Source organism: Pseudoflavonifractor sp. 524-17, assembly GCF_009935845.1.
In the GTDB taxonomy this organism is placed as follows: domain Bacteria; phylum Bacillota; class Clostridia; order Oscillospirales; family Oscillospiraceae; genus Pseudoflavonifractor_A.
In genome coordinates this window covers 114,340-129,070 of the sequence record NZ_QWEK01000012.1, presented here as the reverse complement: position 1 = coordinate 129,070, position 14,731 = coordinate 114,340, and the positions used below count along the sequence as shown (strand labels likewise).

Below are 14,731 nucleotides of genomic sequence, written 5' to 3'. Positions count from 1 at the left end.
TTTTTTCCTCCTTTTACCCTGCCTCCGGCATAGCGGTGGCGGTGATTGTCCCGAAAATACCGGCGGCGTATGCGTTGGCGTTCATTCCGTATTCTGTCGCCGCCTCCGGCAAAGTGGTGGCGGTAAATGTATCAAAAGCGCCGCCTATTTGAATTTCTGCTGTCAGCGGATATTCCTTTTTCACCTCCGGCAGTGGCGTGGACATATACCCGCGCCCCATTCTGCTGATAAAGTTCAGGATCTCCGCCTCAAAGGCGGAAAGGGTGATCACGCCGTCCAGCCAGCTGGAAAGGCGCTTGACGCTCCCCAGGACCCGCCGGAACTCCTCCAGGTCCTCCGGGTTGATCTGCCCGCCGTTCTGCCCTACACAGGCGCGAAAATGGTGCGGATCCCCGTCGTAGTCGTACCACTCCTCTATGTAACCGGCCCCGAAAATGATTTCTATGATCCGGTTACACGCCGCCGGGGTTCCCATGTGTGCGTAAAATGCCAGGGTTCCCTCCACCAGCGCCCGCTTGACCTCAATGGAAAATTTCTGATTATAGGCTGGTGTCTGCAATTCCACCGCCAGCACGTCCAGGATCTTCTCCGGCATGGAGGCCACGGCGGCGTAAATATGCACCCCGTCCGCGTAGGCGCACAGCTTTTCGATCTGCCGCCCCAGGGCATAGGCAAAAGCCTGGGTTTCCAGTTGACTGGCCAGGTTCTCCGGCATAATGTCGGTGAAACGGCTGCCCCGTAGGTCAATCATCCTCCAGCCCTCCATATTGGACGGCCTGGCCGGTCAGGACCGCCACGGACTTGGCACCCACGATCTGGTGGGCGGGGGCGGTCATTTCCACCCGCTTGGCCCCCGCCGCCATGACCATTTCCCCCAGCTTGGAGGGGTTAATGTCCCGCCCTATGGCCCGCTGCCATGCGGCATATTTGCCCACGGCGGCGGCCACGGCGGTCTGAATGTCCACGGCCCGGTTGCTGTCGCTCCGGTTGATGTAATAGGTCAGGTCAATGGAGTATTCCACCTCCGCCGGTGCGGCCACCCGCACCAAGTCCGTCATTGGTCTAATATTGTTGTCCCGCAGGTAGTTCTCCAGGCCGGTGATCATCTCCTCCGGCGGCGTTGTCCCGTCTGCCATAAGGAAATAAATGTCCACGGTGCCCGCCGCCTGTTCGCTGACCACCACCACGTCCCCCACGTTCACGCTGTACTTTTTCGCGTGGTATTTATAATTCGCCTCCGGTCCTGCGGTGGAGTAGGATCCGGGGAACAGGTAAACCCGCTCCGCCAGGTGGTCGTCGCTCTCTATTTCCGCGCCGCCTGCGGTCACGGTGATATTGGACACGCTGGCCATGTAGGGGATCGGGTCCACCAGTATGGACAATTTTCCCACGGCCAGGCTGTCCCCCACGGGGCCGGTCACAGTACAGGACGCGGGCACGTCCACCGACATGGCCCCCGCCGGGATCTCCATGTATTGGGTGGTTGCGAAGTACACGGACCAGTCCGGCACCGCTGCCCTGGTGCCCACCGGGATCCCCGTGACCGCTCCCCGCGCCGCCGAAAGAGTAAAGCGCAGGGTGGTGGTTGCCGCTGCCGCCGGTTCGCGGGTTAGGCCCTTAAAGGCCGCCAGGTGGTCCAGAAAATCGGAATAGCTGTATTTCAAAAGGTTCTGCTTGCCCGCTCGGTCAATGTACTGCATGGCGTGGTAGATTTGCGCCGCCGCCGCGTATAACTCCATACGGTGGGGGCTTGCCCGGTCCAGGGTCAGCGGGCGCCCGGTGGCCTGGGACATAAATGCCTCATAGTCCGCCACCATTTCCCCGCGTATATCCTCCACCGTTGCCCCGTCAATGAAACTAACGTCCGGCAGGTTCTTCACTACCGAAATTTCAGGCACGGGTGATCACCACCTTTGGCTTGATGTGCCCTTGTTCTCCATAATTCCATGTAACTTCATAGACCCGCACCCACGGAATGAACTGCGGGACCTTTTTTGTTACCTCCGCCGTGTATAGGCTTTTTACCACCTCCGGGGGCTTGTCCACATAGTTCAGTTGGATCCCAAACTCCCGATCCAGCGGCATGGTGCCCACCTGGGTGGACAGCAGCAGGGCCAGCTGCCGGTCCAGTTCCGCCAGGGCGTTGTCCTGGAACGTGTATTCCAGTTTGAAGTCGTACAGCTGCAAGTTGGTCCCGTGTGTCATGTGTATTCCTCCAGGGTAATGGTCAGGTTTGCCTTGGCCAGTTCGCCGTGGCCGTACATATCCCCCCATGTTTCACTGGAGGCGGTCAGGCGGAACGGGTGGCGGCCCACCGGCCTGCCCTTTATGATCAAATATTCCGCGTCGCCGCTCTCCACCATGCGCTCCACCAGTTCCAGCATTTTGCGGGGTTTGACGCCCAGGCCGGCGGACAGGGTAATGGGCAGGGTGATCTTTTGATTGCCTGCCCCTAAAAATTCCGGTTTCGGCTTTACGCCCATGACCTCATGCTCCACCCACCGGCTGGAAACCTCGCGGGTCATTCCCTTAAAGGTCAAAACGGCGCTGTCGCTCACCTGAAAGACGATCCCGCCCAGCGATCCAATGGCCACAGCTTACCCCCCTATCCTCACATTTCCGCTGCCGTCCTTGACTGTCCCGCCGATGGAAACGGCGTCCCCGATCCTGGCGGCGGGCTTTTTGTTAATGAATACCGTGGAACTCCCGGCGGCGATCACGTCCTGGTGTCCGTGGTGTGCGACACAGCCGTGGGTGGCGTAGTGGTCCCCCACTCGGCCAGCGCCCCGCCCGTTTATGTTCACGTCCGGGCTATGCTCCACCAGGGGAACAGGTGGGCAGGCGTCGTGTCCGGTGCATTGGTCCCCTTTGCGTGTTGCTGCCGGCATGGCCTCCGCCTCCTTTCGTCGTTGCAAAGTCCGCTATACTCGGAACGGCCTGCGGCCATTCCTCGCACCGCTCCCTTGCGCCTCCTCTCCCCACGCAACCCGCTGGCGCTGGGCTTGCGTGGGGACCCCGTTAGTTCAGGTCAATGGTTTTCCCGTTGATGGTGATGGCGCCGCCCGCCGTAATGTTCAGGGTCCCGTCACAGTGGATCGTCAGGTCCTTGGCCTTGCCGTCATAGCGGACCATGGCCACGCCGGGGGCGCGGTCCATGTCCAGGCGGTACAGCTTTTCCGCCCCCTCCGGGGGCTTGGTCTTTTCGCTCCAGGGGCGGCCCAGGACCACCCCGGCCTCGGTGCCATTGGACAGATGGAGGACCAAAACCTGATCCCCCACCTCCGGCATACTGTAAACCCCGGAAAAAACCGTGGACAGAATGGGGATCATGCGGGTCACGTCGTCGTCTTTTTCGTGGTACACCACCCGCACCATGCCGGCGGGGTGGTCCACGGCTGAAACCTTGCCCAGCCGGATCTCGTTTCCCATGTGCGCCTCCTCTCCTCATTCCACCAGGGACAGGTCCAGGTCCATGGTGTAGCCGCTGCCGCCGATGTGGTGGGTGATCTGGTCAATGTAATATTTCCCGGACAGTTTCCCCAGGCCCACCATGGCCACGCATTGGGAGGCCACCAGGGAGGCAGTGCCCATGATGGTCACGGACATTTTGCTGGCGCCATGGTTGGCGTTGGCCACCGCCGCCTTGATCTTGCGCTCCGCGTCGGCTTTGTTGTCCGCCTTGCCGGAAACTTTCAGGATCCGGGGACCCTCTCCCACGTTGACCTTTATTTCCTCCTCGGTGCCGGGGTCCGTGTATGTGTACTCCCCGCCGGTGTAGGTGCCGGCCAGTTTCCGGTCCCAGTTCCAGGACTGGATCATGTCCGGGGTGATGGTGGCCGACGGCCCTTTGGCCTTGTATGCCTCCCGGTCAAATACCACGATTTTTTTAGAATAGACTTTCATGGCCAGACCGTAGGTGCTGCACAGTTCCATGTAAAAATCGCAGTCTGTCCGCTCGGATTGCTCTATGGTCTTGATCTGAATGGGGCCGCCCTCCACGTCATAGGACAGGGACACGCCCGCCCGGCCCGCGATCTCCTTTCCGATCTCCTCCACGGTGACATTTTCCCAGGTTTTGCTCCGCTCGGTTTCCCGGAAAGAACTGTCCGCCGGGACGGACACGCCGGAAATGGTGCCCGCTATGGGCCAGCCGGAAAAATTGAAGTTGTCCAGCACAAAGGACCCGCAGGGCAGGATCCGGGTGTCACCCGGTCCGGCCCAGTCCATGGCCTTGATGGTGGCCGCCAGGGTGTCCCCGGTTTCAGGAAACCAGGGGCCGATCCACGTCCCGCCCCGGTCATGGATCGAAACGTCTATGCTGTCCGCCTCTCCGCTGGCCGGGTCTGTATAGGTCACGTCCTTTTGGTAGCCGCTCATTTTCCCGGACACAGCCGCGCCGTTCCAGATCAGATCCACATACGCCCGCCGTGTCCTCATGCCTCGGTCCTCCATATCGGCATATTATCCGCCAGACTGTCCGCCGGCGGGTCCGGCGTCTGGAGGACCACCCCGGCCCGAAACCGGAACGTGTCCAGGTGGGGGTGGTTGTTCTCCATCAGCCAGCCGGTATATTTCACGCTGCCATAAACCCGGTGGGCGATAGCGTCCCAGGCGTCCCCCTGCCGGGTGGTATATGTGCCTGCCATGGTCCGCTCCTCCTTAAAAACTTTTTATTACTTTTTATAACTTTGTCTTGACTTATGTGCGCATTATGCGTATAATGATGGCATAGGGAGGAAACACTATGACTGCACAGGAAATAGAAAAAGAAGTCAAGGCAGACGGCTGGTATTACCACAACACAAAAGGTTCGCACAAACATTTCAAACATCCGACAAAACCCGGAAAAGTCACAATTCCACAGCACAAAGGTGATATTCACCCGAAAACGATTGAAACAATCCGGAAACAGGCGGGGCTGAAATAAGCCCCGCCCTCCGGGGCAATATAGACCGAATGGAGGTATTTCTGTGAAACTTGTATATCCTGCTATCTTTTCCCCGTGGGAAGATGGCGACGGCTACACCGTAGAGGTTCCCGATCTTCCCGGCTGTGTCACAGAGGGCGCCACCCTTGCCGACGCCGTTTTAATGGCCCAGGACGCCGCCAGTGGTTGGGTCCTTGATGAACTGGAGGAGGGGAGGCCCGCGCCAGCGGCCAGCGCCATGGAAGATATTCGCGCGGACGCCGGCGGGCTTGTCAGCCTCGTTTCCCTGGATATGGACGCCTATGCCGAAAAATACGGTAATACCGCTGTGCGTAAAAACTGCACGATCCCCGCATGGCTGAATACCTTTGCGGAGGCGCGGCACATCAATTTTTCTAAAGTGCTCACCGATGGATTGACTGCCCTTTATCAAGCTGCCACCTAAATTTCCTCCCGGCGCCGCCCCGTAAAAGGGGCGGCGCTTTTCCTTACCGCGTGGACGCGCTCAAACTCTTGCGGCGCTCCTCCGCTTTCATCTGGTTATACAGGCGCTTGAACTCCGCAAAACTCACTTTCCCGGCCTCCACGGCCTCCTCTTTGGTAACTCCCCCGTAGAAGTTGAACACGGGGGCAAAGGTGATCGTGTCCACGCCGCCCGGCGGGTTCTGTCCGCCCGCCGGGGGCGGGGCGTCGTTTCCTCCTGGGCGCGGCGGGTCCGGGAGATCCCGGCCACCGCCGCCCTGGCCCGGCCCATGCGGATCCGGTTTTTTGTTCTTGGTCCAGTCGTCCAGCATTTTGGCCAGCTGGGCCAGGGGCGCCTCCTCCTGGCCGTCCTCCCGGTTCCCCATGTCCGGGATCTCCGGCGCGTTGGCCACGCTCTGGAGCATGGCGGCCAGCTTGGACAGGGGCAGGATCGCCTCCGCCTCGCCGCCCTCGCCCGCCTCCAGGATGGTGGGGGCGGTGACAATGCCGCCGGTGGCCAGCTGCGGAATGGTGGGAATGTTAAAGCCCATGGTGGTCCCGCCCACACCCGGCACCCAGTCCGGTATCGTGACAGAAATGCCGTTGATCTTCTCCAGCACAAAGTTGATGGCGGAAATAACCCCGTTAATGGGGGCTTTTGCCAGATTGACGATCATGCCGAACAGGTTTCCGAAAATATCCACGATGTTCTGCCACGCTGCGGACCAGTTGCCAGAAAATACATTCTGGACAAAATCAATAATTCCGCTGAAAATGGCCTTTATGTTCTCAATGGCGGCGGAAATACTGGCGGCCCAGCCGGAAAAGAGGGCGCCCAGGAATGGGAACTTTTCAGACAGGAATGCGGCCACGGAATTGATGGCGGCCTGCACCCCGTTGGCCAGCATATTCAGCGGTGCCATGGCTATGGTGGTCACGGTGCCGAAAATCGCGCCGAAAATGTTGACTATGTTCTGCCAGGCGCCGGACCAGTTGCCCGCAAAAACATTTTGGACAAACTGGATCGCGTTCTGGAGGATCACCTGGATATTGGACCACACTTTTTGAACAGTGGCCCACAGGGACCCCAGAACAGCGCCCAGCACCGGGAAACGGCTGGAAATGGCGGCGATCCCCGCCTGTACTGCGTTATCAATGGCGGGCCAGATGGAGGTGCCGATCTCCAGAATGGCGGTAAATCCGGCCACGGCCAGGTTGCCCAGCCCGGACAGCGCATTTCCAAAAATATTTTGGAGGCCCTGCAGGGCTTTGTCCCAGTCGCCCGTAAACACGCCGGTGATAAAATCGGCTATTCCGGTAAATATGCCCAGGATATTCCCGGCCACGGGGGCCAGCAGGTCCACCGCCCGCTCCAGGCCGTTCAGCAGGGCATTTCCCAGCATTTCCAGCAGAGGGGCGGCCTTTGCCCATATAGCGCCCGCCATATCGGCCAGGGCACCGCCCAGGGCTTGCAGCTGGCCCCACAGGACCATGACGGTTTCCCGGAATTTCTCGCTTTTGTTCCACAGCAGGACGAAACCCGCCGCCACCGCTGCGATTATTCCGGCAATTATGGCCAGCTTTACACCGCCCATACTCAATACCGCATTTAGTATTTTCCCTCCGCCGGACGCCGCCTTGAAAATGGTGGACAGATTTTTCACCGCACCCACGGCGGCAGTTGCCACCTGCAGGCCCTTAAAGGCTCCCACGGCGGTTACAGCGGCGCTTGCAACGGTAAGGATCGCCGTTTTGTTTTCTCCGATCCATTTCACGGCCTTTTCCGCCGTTGGTATGATGGATTTTTCTACATAGTCCCCTGCGTTCTCCAGTGCGTTTTGCACTTTTGGCAGGGCGGCCTCCGCCAGATCATTGACATACGGCAGTATATTGGTCCCTATCTGTGTCAGGAAATTTTTACCCAGGTTTTTGACAGTTTGGACCGTATATTTCAGGGTGTTGGTCTGCCGCTGAAAAGCCGTGTCTGCCGCCCCTGCGGCCTCATACATTTCCGCTGTCTTGCTGGCCAAATTTTCGGACTGTGTGCCCGCCATGGCCAGCACGGCGGTTTGTGCCTCCACGGACGAAAACAGTCCCGCAAATGCCAGTTCGTCCCCATGTACGCTGTCCTTTAATGCGTCAAGCGCCCCCTGTAAGCCTTTGCTTTCAAGCAACGCCTGGCCGCTCTCATAGCCCATAGAGGCAAGGGCGGCCTGCATATTTTTGGACGGTGACAAAAACCCTTGCATGGTGGCCTTTAACTGGGTGACCACCTCCGCCGTGGATCCCGTTACGCCGGTCAGGGTGGCCATGGCGCCGAAAAGCTGTTCCTGTTCCAGCCCCAGGGTTCCGGCCAGCGGTATCACTTTTCCCATGGAGGCGGCCAGTTCCGGGAAAGAGGTTTGCCCCAGCCGCACAGTGGCGAAAGATAGATCAGCCGCCTTTTGGACAGCTGCCGCCGATGTGTCACCATAGCCCTTTGTCACGGCGGACAGCAGGTTAATACTGTCCGCCGTGGTGGCGTTTCCAGCTGCCGCCGATTTTGCGGCGGTTTCCAGAATACTGGCCGCGTCTGCGCTGTCCCCAAATGCGGAAATGACCTGATACATTCCGTCCGTCAGGTTGTCGCTGGCCACTCCTGTTTTGTCGGAAACTTTCAGAATTTGATCCCCGATCTCCGCTGTGCGGGCGGCCACCTCTGCCTCTGTTCCGGTCAGCAGGGTTGAGATATTGGCAAGTTGGGTCTGGTATTCCGCCGCCGCATTTACGGCGGCGGCTCCCATGGTGGCAGTTGCTCCCACGATAGCGGCGGACGCGCCTGCCACCACTTTGCCGGCGGTTTTTGCCGCATTTCCCACCGTTTCCAGGTTTTGCGCTGCCGCCGCACAGGCTTTTTTCAGGGAACTGTCCAATTTGCCGTTGATCTTTATGGCCAGTTCATAAACTTTACTTTTTGCCATTGCGGCGTTTCGCCTCCTCCCAAATGGCTTTGACCGTTTCCGCATATTCGTTCAGGTCGTCCACCTGCAGGGATAGGAAAAACTCCTGGCTGCTATGTAACTGTAGGGACAGGGCCACACAGCCCTTGCGGATCGCCTCTGGTGTTAGTCCTCCCCATCCCCGCCGTACAGAAAATTTGTAACCAGGGTTTTCAGCTTGATTGCCTCCTTGGCCGGCAGGCCGGTGAAGAACTCCAGGGGCAGCTTGGCCACCCGCTGGGCTAGGTAGGTGCAGAACGTCAGGGACATTTCCTGCAGGGCCGGGTTCATGCCGGGGTTTTTCTTGGCCGCGATCTTGCCCACGTTCTCCAGCACACCCGCCGTCACGTCCTCCAGGCCGGACAGGTCCACCTCGGTGTATTCCTGGCCGCCGAATTTATAGGGCTTGCCAAACCGCAGCACCAGGTCCTCCGGCTCGGTGTCCTCTCCGCCCTCGGCCCTTGCCTGCGCCTCCATGGCCTCCATGTCCGCCCGCTCGGCGGCCCCGATCTTGTCCTTTTCCATTGTGAAAAACTCCTTTCTATTTCCGCCGCTGGCGGTTTAGCACATTTCCTTGACCTTTGCCAGAACGTCCACGCCCCGGATCTTGAAAGTCTCGGTTGTCTTTCCCAGTTCCACCATGGGCTGGTCCTCCAGTTCGATCAGGATATAAATGATCGTCAACTTTACGCTGGTTTCCATGCCGTTGCCTGCCTTGACCTTGCCTGGGTCAAACCCCGCCATACGGCCACGGACCACCACGCGCATGGGCCGGAACTCAATGTCCCCGTTTTCGTCCGTGGTCTGCTGGGCGCCCCGCAGTTCCAGCTGGACCGCCTTGGTCTGGTCCAGCATGTCCACGGCCTCCTGGTCCAGCACCCGGAACGGGATCTCCAGTTCCATGTTGGAGAAATAGCCCACGGTGGGATCGTCGAACTCGCCCAGGACGCCCGCGCCGCTCACCGTTTCGCTGGACGCCTCGAAACTGGGCAGGGTGACTTCATCCCCCGTGCCCAGCAGGCGGTTTCCCTGGTTGTATACGTTGTATTTATTGATCTTGGTCGGAATAGTTTTCATGTTTACCTCCCGTTTACGCGGTCAGGGCTGCCGTCAGCGCCGCCACGTCGAACTCCCGGATATTCTCCAAATACTCCGTCGGAATATAGGGGGCCATGTGGGTGTGGACGGTCAGGTGGCCGTTGATCAGGTTTGTGGCCGGGTTCTCGCTCTCCAGGAACTCCAGCCGGTAGCCGGCGCAGTAGTCGCGGGCCACATATCCGTTGCCCACAATGTTCTGGCTGTCCACGATGGACCGGATCAGCCGCTTGTTGCCCGGCTTGTCCACTTTCTGGAAATATGTGCGGATAAAGTTGTTTCCGTCCCAGTCGAAAAAACGCCGGACAGAAAACCACATATCCTTGGGATCCGTGGTGGAGGGATAGGCCGCCGTCTTGTTCCCCCAGGATTTGAAACCGTTCATATTGATGGCGGTGGTGATCCCGTTGGCGTTCAGCATATCGTTGGCCTGCTGCTGGTCCAGGACCACCTCGGTGCCGTCCGCCAGCACCGTGGCGGTGATCCGCAGGTCCTTATTGGACGGGCTTTCATAGGGCACGTCGGCATTGGTGGCGTCCGTGTAGGCGGTCAGGGCGCCGAACATGGCGGAATAGTGGTAAATCTTATCCCCCACCGCCACCATGGGCCACAGGGCCATGGCGTGGTTGGAACTGGCCCCCATTTTCTCCTTTGCCACCTTGGCGTCCGTGTAGACGGCGGCCCCGTTCTCCCCGTCCGTGGGAATATCCAGCAGACAGTTGCAGACGAAAACGCCGTTGATGGCCTCGGTTTTCGCCTGGAGCGCCGCCGCCACCACCGCGTCCCCGCTCCAGCCGGGGGCCAGCAGCAGGCCCGGCACCATGCCCAGTTTGGGGTAGATGTGGCGGATCAGTTCCATGCCCGTTTCCTGGCCCGTCATGGCGTCCACTCCGCCCACCACGTCCGCACGGGTCACGCCGGCGGGGTTCAGGCTCTTGGACGCCACGGACAGCGTGGCCGCCTCCTTTGCCGCCTGGGCCAGAATGGTGATCAACACGTTGCCGTCATTGTCGTGGGCGGCAATATAGTCACTCTCCGCCACCAGGGCGGCGTCCCCGTTCTTGACCTCCAGGGTGTCCAGCAAGACATAGGGCTTTTTATAAACCACCTGGCCGTCCGCCACGGGGCAGTCCTCCGCCGCGTTCACGGTGGTGTGGCTGGCCTTGCCGGGATCCAGCACGTTCACCAGGATAATGGGCGCCACATTGAACACGCGGAAACAGGCGTCAATGCTCTGGCACAGGGTAAAGTCCTTGAAGTTGTCGGAATACCCCACATTCTGCTGGCACTCCGCGAAAGAGTAGCACAGCATGGGCTTGTTTACCGCCGCCGCCGGATCTCTGGACAGGTGAATGGGGGCGGTGCCGAAAATCACCTGCAGGCCCGCGCTGCCCTGAATGGGGGCGGTCAGGCTGGTGTCGATCTCGCTGTTGTATACGCCGTGAAAATACGCCATTTTGTTCTCCCTCCTTTAGCCGTTCCCCTGGGCCTTGCGGTACAGGGTGTAATAGCGCCCGGCCCCGGTGTGGAACTGGCGCCGGACCTCCGGCAGCTGCTCCAGGGGGACCACCAGGCCGCCCAGGACCGGGTTTTCCTTTGTGGCCTCCTCCAGCGCGGTGGGCACCCCGTTGGTGTAGGTCGTGAACTGTACGGCCACGCCGGGGATGGTGGGGCCGCAGTAGACCACCGGGCCAGCGGCCTGGGCGGTCTTTTTGGGGTCTTTGCTCATGTTTCTGGCACCTCCTTGAAGATGGCCGGCGCGGCCAGGTTCAGCGCCACACCGGCGAAATAATAGGGGTGGGTGTCCTCCTCTTGTGTCACCCACTTTATGGGGTATTGCACCTCATACCGCCGGCCCACTATGCCGTTTTTGCCGTAGTGGGTCATAATGGTGTTGACGATGTGGAGCGCGTCCCGGAAACCCTGGCGTCCCGGATCCGGGTCATAGACGCACACCACCAGAATGACCTCCACCTGCTGGCGGGTGTCCTGGGCCGGCAGTTCCCCGCCAGGCACCCGGACGATCACATAAGGCTCCGGCACGTCCTCCGGCTCGGTTTCCGCCGTGGGCTGGTCCTCCAGCTGTTCCTCCTCCGGGTCCTCCTCCACGGGTTCCGGGTCCGGTTCAATGTCCGCCCCCGCTCGGATCGGCAGGTCCTGGGGGTATACCCGGATCCGCCGATCCTCACCTGCGGAATTTTTCAGGGTTTCCCCCTGGAAAAGCTGTTCCAGGTCCGCCACCACGGCGTCCTGCAAAAATTCTTGTGTCACGTCCCGGTTTCCTCCCTGAACTTTTCCGCCGCCTCCAGATAGAATTGGTGGGAACATTGGGCCATAAACCCTAAAGATTTCCGCATATCGTTAGCGGTCTTGCACCCGGTTTTCATCTTGATCTCCACCTCAGTTCCGTCTTCGCTGCGGTAAATATTGCTGTATTCAGTCATAAAATCCCCAATCCTTTCTGCGGCCTCTTGACTTGTGACTTTTTGCCGCTTATAATCATTTTGTGGAAATAATCAGCATATCGCTGGTATATCCAGCGAAGAAAGGAAAACGAAAATGAAAAAGAGCGAAAATGGAAAACCCAAACGGAAAAAGTGGCCCATCATTCTGGCGGTTGTCCTTATCCTTGGCGCTATTTCCTATTTAGGCGGAAATAGCGTAGATCAAAAGGGAAATAGTGATCAACCGCCGAATACCTCCACCCCGGACAACTCCACGCCGCCTGATACCCCCGCGCCTACCGCTGTAAACCCGCTCATGGAGACGGAACTACATATTGCCGATGTAATGAATGGTTTTGGCACTGAAAAAATCGGGGAATGGGGCTATATCGAGATTTCAAAAACCGACATGGCCACCGTGACCGGCGAACAGCTTACAGAATTTTGTCAAAACAAATGCGACGGTAGCGGCTTAAATTGGGTTGGGATTGTCCTTGATGATGGCTCCGGTCTCCACGTCACGCCCGGCGCTTGGTTCGTCCAAATTGATTACGGTATGATTGACATTAAAACCGCCACTTTTTCGGACAAAGTTGGTGCCGTTATGCCGGAAACCTGGGCAGACGATACTCCTATTGGCTATAAGTACGTTTCTTTTGAAGAACTGTATGAAATTCAGGACGGTGTTGAAAATCTACTGGATAATCAATATGGCGGTTTTTATTCCTGTACGGTTGACTTTATGGAGGATGGCCCCGGCTATTCTGTTTCTTTGCTGACAGACAATGCTGCCGATATTGAAACCTTGGAGGCCCTTGTGAATAGTCTTGGCGATAGCCGGATAGCTGACATTCAAATTACAGCTATGCAGGACGGCAAAATTACAGCGACTAATTAAACCGCACTTGCGGCCCTCCGGGGCCGCTTTTTTATGCCGCCCTGCGTTCCAGTGTCCGCTCCACTTGTCTCTGAATATGCTTTTGCAGGATGGCGTAATAGTCCATTTCCGCCTCCTCATAGCTTTTCCCATAGAGGAACGGGACCGCCGGGGCCAGCAGTTTTTTTACCGGTAGGCGTTCCTTGCCTCGACGTTGCACAATAGCGGTGTGTCCGCTTTTGAACGTGGTTTCAAACGCTTTTCGCCCATCAACCTCCAGCGCCGTCAACTGGCTTTCGTTCAGGACTTTCAGCATGGCCGCCGTTGTTTTCGTGTTCCTGCGCGTCATATAGGCCATAACGTCCACCATAGTCCCTTTGGATAACAGGCCGGCCTCCAGTGTGCCCCCCGTGGCCCGCTCCAGGAACATACCGCCCCGCTTTTTTTCTTTCAGGATCCTGTCGTCTGTGATGGCGTATCGTTTCCGGGCTTTCTTTTCCATTGTCCGCTTCATTTCATTGGCCGTTGCGTTCAGTGCGGACGCCAACACACTGGGGGCTTTTAATTGATCTGGTATGCTGTCCAGCTGGCGAATAATTTTTTGCAGTTCTGCGTCTGTGTCGATCTGCAAAATATTTTGATGTTCGCTCACGATTTTGGCACCCCCAATTCAATGGAAAAAATCCCGGCCTCCTCTTTGCAGTCCACGATCCTGTATTGCTGGCGGTCCAGTGTCAGAACTGCCCCAATAGCCGGGCGCGGCCCAAAGTCGGACCGGGCCACATAGATCAAGCGGCGGGATTTATAAAGGCCGGTCTGTTGTACGCCCAATTTCCCTTTGTCCCGCTCCAGCAGTTCGTTTTCATCCACCAGCACCGCCATTTTTTTGCCGTTGACGGTGTGGGTGTCCGCAAACTCCAAACGGTTCAAAAAGACATTGGGCACGTCCGCCGCGATACACTCCTTAAAGCTGGGGGCGCCCATTACAGGGCACCCCCGCCGTTTTCGGGGTCAGTGGCGTGGGCCTGTACCTCCGCCGCCGCGATCAGCTGCGCCCGCTCTCGCTGGTTCTTGGCCGCCGAAACGTCCACGCCCAGCTTTGCCGCCAGGTCCAGCAGGTCCTCCTTTTTCATGCGCTCCAGCTTTGCCGCGTCCAGGTGGCCGGTCAGCATGGCGGGCGCTCCGCCGCCCTGGCCGTTTTCACCCTCTCCCGGCGCGTTCTGGCCACCCTGGGCGGCGTTTCCACCGTCGCCGTGGTCCTGCCCCTCCCCGGTGCCGCCGCCGTTCTGGAGGCCCCCAGGGGCGAACAGGGCGCGGATCTGTTCCTCCATGCTGGAGGCGCCCACAAACTCCCCGGCGGTGTCCTCGATGGTCACGCCCATGGCCCGGATGGCCTCCGCCGCCTGGTCGTTCACCCTGGAGCGCCGGGCGGCCTCCCGGATGGCGGCGCGGGCCGCGTCCTCCACGTCCGTGCCCGTCCACGCCGCGCTGTTGGCTTTCAGCCAGGCCGCCACCATTTTGGGATCCTGGGCGGGGATGGCCTCCCCGCGTTCATAGGTCCGGCCCATGTACTGGATCGGGCGCTGGGCAATCAGTTTTTTCATGCTCCAGCCCTCCGATCAGCCCAGCAGCTTGACCAGCACACTGGTGGCGGTGGTGACGGCGTCCGCCGCCGCATAGCCGGCGGGGGTGTTCCCGTCCGCCGTGGTGGTGATGGCCTCCGCCGCCGCGTCATAGTAGACGGCGGCCCCCTGCTTGATCTCCTCGGTGTTGTCCTTGGCCATGGCGAACACGCCCACAACATGGACGGCTCCCTGTTCTCCGGCGCTGATAGGCGCGGCGGCTACCCCGATCCTGGTGCCCAGGCTCACCACCGCGCCGTTTTCCACGTTCTCGGTGGGGAAATAGTCCAGGGTTTCGCCTCTCTGGTAATAGGTCGCTTTCATGT

The 14,731-nt window shown here is 59.2% G+C and carries 22 protein-coding genes; 3 read left to right on the top strand and 19 right to left on the bottom strand.

The window, feature by feature from the left end; genetic code table 11:
• Nucleotides 1–13 precede the first annotated feature (13 nt).
• The 8 genes from D1159_RS04725 to D1159_RS04690 form a co-directional block, all read right to left on the bottom strand.
• On the bottom strand, nucleotides 14–751 hold the full coding sequence (locus D1159_RS04725; protein ID WP_161844525.1) for a phage tail protein I: 738 nt from the start codon (nucleotides 749–751) through the stop codon (nucleotides 14–16).
• Nucleotides 744–1,898 carry a baseplate J/gp47 family protein gene (locus tag D1159_RS04720; protein WP_347563632.1) on the bottom strand — a complete coding sequence of 385 codons (1,155 nt, stop codon included), beginning with the start codon at nucleotides 1,896–1,898 and terminating at the stop codon, nucleotides 744–746. Before D1159_RS04720 ends, D1159_RS04725 begins: the two co-directional genes overlap by 8 nt.
• Nucleotides 1,891–2,205 (bottom strand): hypothetical protein, encoded by a 315-nt coding sequence (locus D1159_RS04715; protein ID WP_161844524.1) that lies wholly within the window; start codon nucleotides 2,203–2,205, stop codon nucleotides 1,891–1,893. Before D1159_RS04715 ends, D1159_RS04720 begins: the two co-directional genes overlap by 8 nt.
• A complete protein-coding gene (locus D1159_RS04710) occupies nucleotides 2,202–2,594 on the bottom strand; it encodes a phage tail protein (RefSeq protein WP_243413931.1) in 393 nt (130 codons plus the stop codon). Before D1159_RS04710 ends, D1159_RS04715 begins: the two co-directional genes overlap by 4 nt.
• Before the next feature lie 3 nt (nucleotides 2,595–2,597).
• A complete protein-coding gene (locus D1159_RS04705; protein ID WP_161844523.1) occupies nucleotides 2,598–2,888 on the bottom strand; it encodes a PAAR domain-containing protein in 291 nt (96 codons plus the stop codon).
• Between the two features lie 130 nt (nucleotides 2,889–3,018).
• On the bottom strand, nucleotides 3,019–3,429 hold the full coding sequence (locus tag D1159_RS04700) for a phage baseplate assembly protein V (protein WP_160583904.1): 411 nt from the start codon (nucleotides 3,427–3,429) through the stop codon (nucleotides 3,019–3,021).
• A 15-nt stretch (nucleotides 3,430–3,444) separates the two neighbouring features.
• Nucleotides 3,445–4,437, bottom strand: a complete 993-nt coding sequence (locus D1159_RS04695; protein WP_161844522.1) for a hypothetical protein — start codon at nucleotides 4,435–4,437, stop codon at nucleotides 3,445–3,447.
• Nucleotides 4,434–4,646 (bottom strand): tail protein X, encoded by a 213-nt coding sequence (locus tag D1159_RS04690; protein WP_160583908.1) that lies wholly within the window; start codon nucleotides 4,644–4,646, stop codon nucleotides 4,434–4,436. The genes D1159_RS04695 and D1159_RS04690 overlap by 4 nt, the downstream gene beginning before the upstream one ends.
• A gap of 98 nt (nucleotides 4,647–4,744) precedes the next feature.
• Here D1159_RS04690 and D1159_RS04685 point away from each other — a divergent pair, with 98 nt between their 5' ends.
• Both D1159_RS04685 and D1159_RS04680 read left to right on the top strand, forming a co-directional pair.
• Complete coding sequence (locus D1159_RS04685; protein WP_161844521.1) at nucleotides 4,745–4,927, top strand: type II toxin-antitoxin system HicA family toxin; 183 nt, start codon at nucleotides 4,745–4,747, stop codon at nucleotides 4,925–4,927.
• Nucleotides 4,928–4,970: 43 nt separating this feature from the next.
• Nucleotides 4,971–5,372: a type II toxin-antitoxin system HicB family antitoxin gene (locus D1159_RS04680; RefSeq protein WP_161844520.1), complete on the top strand. Its 402-nt coding sequence runs from the start codon at nucleotides 4,971–4,973 to the stop codon at nucleotides 5,370–5,372.
• 43 nt (nucleotides 5,373–5,415) lie between these two features.
• Here the strand turns inward: D1159_RS04680 and D1159_RS04675 are convergent, their stop codons facing one another.
• The 7 genes from D1159_RS04675 to D1159_RS04645 form a co-directional block, all read right to left on the bottom strand.
• Nucleotides 5,416–8,349 carry a phage tail tape measure protein gene (locus tag D1159_RS04675; RefSeq protein WP_161844519.1) on the bottom strand — a complete coding sequence of 978 codons (2,934 nt, stop codon included), beginning with the start codon at nucleotides 8,347–8,349 and terminating at the stop codon, nucleotides 5,416–5,418.
• A 144-nt stretch (nucleotides 8,350–8,493) separates the two neighbouring features.
• The gene (locus D1159_RS04670; protein WP_161844518.1) at nucleotides 8,494–8,892 is read right to left on the bottom strand and encodes a phage tail assembly protein; all 399 of its coding nucleotides are present in this window, start codon (nucleotides 8,890–8,892) and stop codon (nucleotides 8,494–8,496) included.
• 36 nt (nucleotides 8,893–8,928) lie between these two features.
• Nucleotides 8,929–9,444 carry a phage major tail tube protein gene (locus D1159_RS04665; protein ID WP_161844517.1) on the bottom strand — a complete coding sequence of 172 codons (516 nt, stop codon included), beginning with the start codon at nucleotides 9,442–9,444 and terminating at the stop codon, nucleotides 8,929–8,931.
• A 13-nt stretch (nucleotides 9,445–9,457) separates the two neighbouring features.
• The gene (locus D1159_RS04660) at nucleotides 9,458–10,918 is read right to left on the bottom strand and encodes a phage tail sheath family protein (protein WP_161844516.1); all 1,461 of its coding nucleotides are present in this window, start codon (nucleotides 10,916–10,918) and stop codon (nucleotides 9,458–9,460) included.
• Between the two features lie 15 nt (nucleotides 10,919–10,933).
• Entirely contained in the window at nucleotides 10,934–11,191 is a 258-nt protein-coding gene (locus tag D1159_RS04655) for a hypothetical protein (protein WP_160583917.1), read from the bottom strand.
• A complete protein-coding gene (locus tag D1159_RS04650; RefSeq protein ID WP_160583919.1) occupies nucleotides 11,188–11,733 on the bottom strand; it encodes a hypothetical protein in 546 nt (181 codons plus the stop codon). The genes D1159_RS04655 and D1159_RS04650 overlap by 4 nt, the downstream gene beginning before the upstream one ends.
• Nucleotides 11,730–11,906: a hypothetical protein gene (locus D1159_RS04645; protein WP_160583921.1), complete on the bottom strand. Its 177-nt coding sequence runs from the start codon at nucleotides 11,904–11,906 to the stop codon at nucleotides 11,730–11,732. Before D1159_RS04645 ends, D1159_RS04650 begins: the two co-directional genes overlap by 4 nt.
• A 115-nt stretch (nucleotides 11,907–12,021) precedes the next feature.
• Here D1159_RS04645 and D1159_RS04640 point away from each other — a divergent pair, with 115 nt between their 5' ends.
• The gene (locus D1159_RS04640) at nucleotides 12,022–12,804 is read left to right on the top strand and encodes a hypothetical protein (protein WP_161844515.1); all 783 of its coding nucleotides are present in this window, start codon (nucleotides 12,022–12,024) and stop codon (nucleotides 12,802–12,804) included.
• 31 nt (nucleotides 12,805–12,835) lie between these two features.
• Here D1159_RS04640 and D1159_RS04635 read toward each other — a convergent pair whose 3' ends face one another.
• The 4 genes from D1159_RS04635 to D1159_RS04620 are packed head-to-tail and all read right to left on the bottom strand — an operon-like array spanning nucleotide 12,836 to nucleotide 14,729.
• Nucleotides 12,836–13,435, bottom strand: coding sequence for a hypothetical protein (locus D1159_RS04635; RefSeq protein WP_161844514.1), 600 nt, complete (start codon nucleotides 13,433–13,435; stop codon nucleotides 12,836–12,838).
• Complete coding sequence (locus D1159_RS04630) at nucleotides 13,432–13,767, bottom strand: hypothetical protein (protein WP_160583927.1); 336 nt, start codon at nucleotides 13,765–13,767, stop codon at nucleotides 13,432–13,434. Before D1159_RS04630 ends, D1159_RS04635 begins: the two co-directional genes overlap by 4 nt.
• Nucleotides 13,767–14,387, bottom strand: coding sequence for a hypothetical protein (locus D1159_RS04625; protein WP_161844513.1), 621 nt, complete (start codon nucleotides 14,385–14,387; stop codon nucleotides 13,767–13,769). Before D1159_RS04625 ends, D1159_RS04630 begins: the two co-directional genes overlap by 1 nt.
• Nucleotides 14,388–14,402: 15 nt before the next feature.
• On the bottom strand, nucleotides 14,403–14,729 hold the full coding sequence (locus tag D1159_RS04620; RefSeq protein WP_160583930.1) for a DUF2190 family protein: 327 nt from the start codon (nucleotides 14,727–14,729) through the stop codon (nucleotides 14,403–14,405).
• Between the last annotated feature and the right edge of the window lie 2 nt (nucleotides 14,730–14,731).

What these genes read in the sequence shown, in the direction of transcription:
- D1159_RS04725 (WP_161844525.1), bottom strand. Translation starts at nt 751, where the DNA reads ATGATTGACCTACGGGGCAGCCGTTTCACCGACATTATGCCGGAGAAC.
- D1159_RS04715 (WP_161844524.1), bottom strand. Translation starts at nt 2,205, where the DNA reads ATGACACACGGGACCAACTTGCAGCTGTACGACTTCAAACTGGAATAC.
- D1159_RS04705 (WP_161844523.1), bottom strand. Translation starts at nt 2,888, where the DNA reads ATGCCGGCAGCAACACGCAAAGGGGACCAATGCACCGGACACGACGCC.
- D1159_RS04700 (WP_160583904.1), bottom strand. Translation starts at nt 3,429, where the DNA reads ATGGGAAACGAGATCCGGCTGGGCAAGGTTTCAGCCGTGGACCACCCC.
- D1159_RS04695 (WP_161844522.1), bottom strand. Translation starts at nt 4,437, where the DNA reads ATGAGGACACGGCGGGCGTATGTGGATCTGATCTGGAACGGCGCGGCT.
- D1159_RS04690 (WP_160583908.1), bottom strand. Translation starts at nt 4,646, where the DNA reads ATGGCAGGCACATATACCACCCGGCAGGGGGACGCCTGGGACGCTATC.
- D1159_RS04685 (WP_161844521.1), top strand. Translation starts at nt 4,745, where the DNA reads ATGACTGCACAGGAAATAGAAAAAGAAGTCAAGGCAGACGGCTGGTAT.
- D1159_RS04675 (WP_161844519.1), bottom strand. Translation starts at nt 8,349, where the DNA reads ATGGCAAAAAGTAAAGTTTATGAACTGGCCATAAAGATCAACGGCAAA.
- D1159_RS04670 (WP_161844518.1), bottom strand. Translation starts at nt 8,892, where the DNA reads ATGGAAAAGGACAAGATCGGGGCCGCCGAGCGGGCGGACATGGAGGCC.
- D1159_RS04665 (WP_161844517.1), bottom strand. Translation starts at nt 9,444, where the DNA reads ATGAAAACTATTCCGACCAAGATCAATAAATACAACGTATACAACCAG.
- D1159_RS04660 (WP_161844516.1), bottom strand. Translation starts at nt 10,918, where the DNA reads ATGGCGTATTTTCACGGCGTATACAACAGCGAGATCGACACCAGCCTG.
- D1159_RS04655 (WP_160583917.1), bottom strand. Translation starts at nt 11,191, where the DNA reads ATGAGCAAAGACCCCAAAAAGACCGCCCAGGCCGCTGGCCCGGTGGTC.
- D1159_RS04645 (WP_160583921.1), bottom strand. Translation starts at nt 11,906, where the DNA reads ATGACTGAATACAGCAATATTTACCGCAGCGAAGACGGAACTGAGGTG.
- D1159_RS04640 (WP_161844515.1), top strand. Translation starts at nt 12,022, where the DNA reads ATGAAAAAGAGCGAAAATGGAAAACCCAAACGGAAAAAGTGGCCCATC.
- D1159_RS04630 (WP_160583927.1), bottom strand. Translation starts at nt 13,767, where the DNA reads ATGGGCGCCCCCAGCTTTAAGGAGTGTATCGCGGCGGACGTGCCCAAT.
- D1159_RS04625 (WP_161844513.1), bottom strand. Translation starts at nt 14,387, where the DNA reads ATGAAAAAACTGATTGCCCAGCGCCCGATCCAGTACATGGGCCGGACC.
- D1159_RS04620 (WP_160583930.1), bottom strand. Translation starts at nt 14,729, where the DNA reads ATGAAAGCGACCTATTACCAGAGAGGCGAAACCCTGGACTATTTCCCC.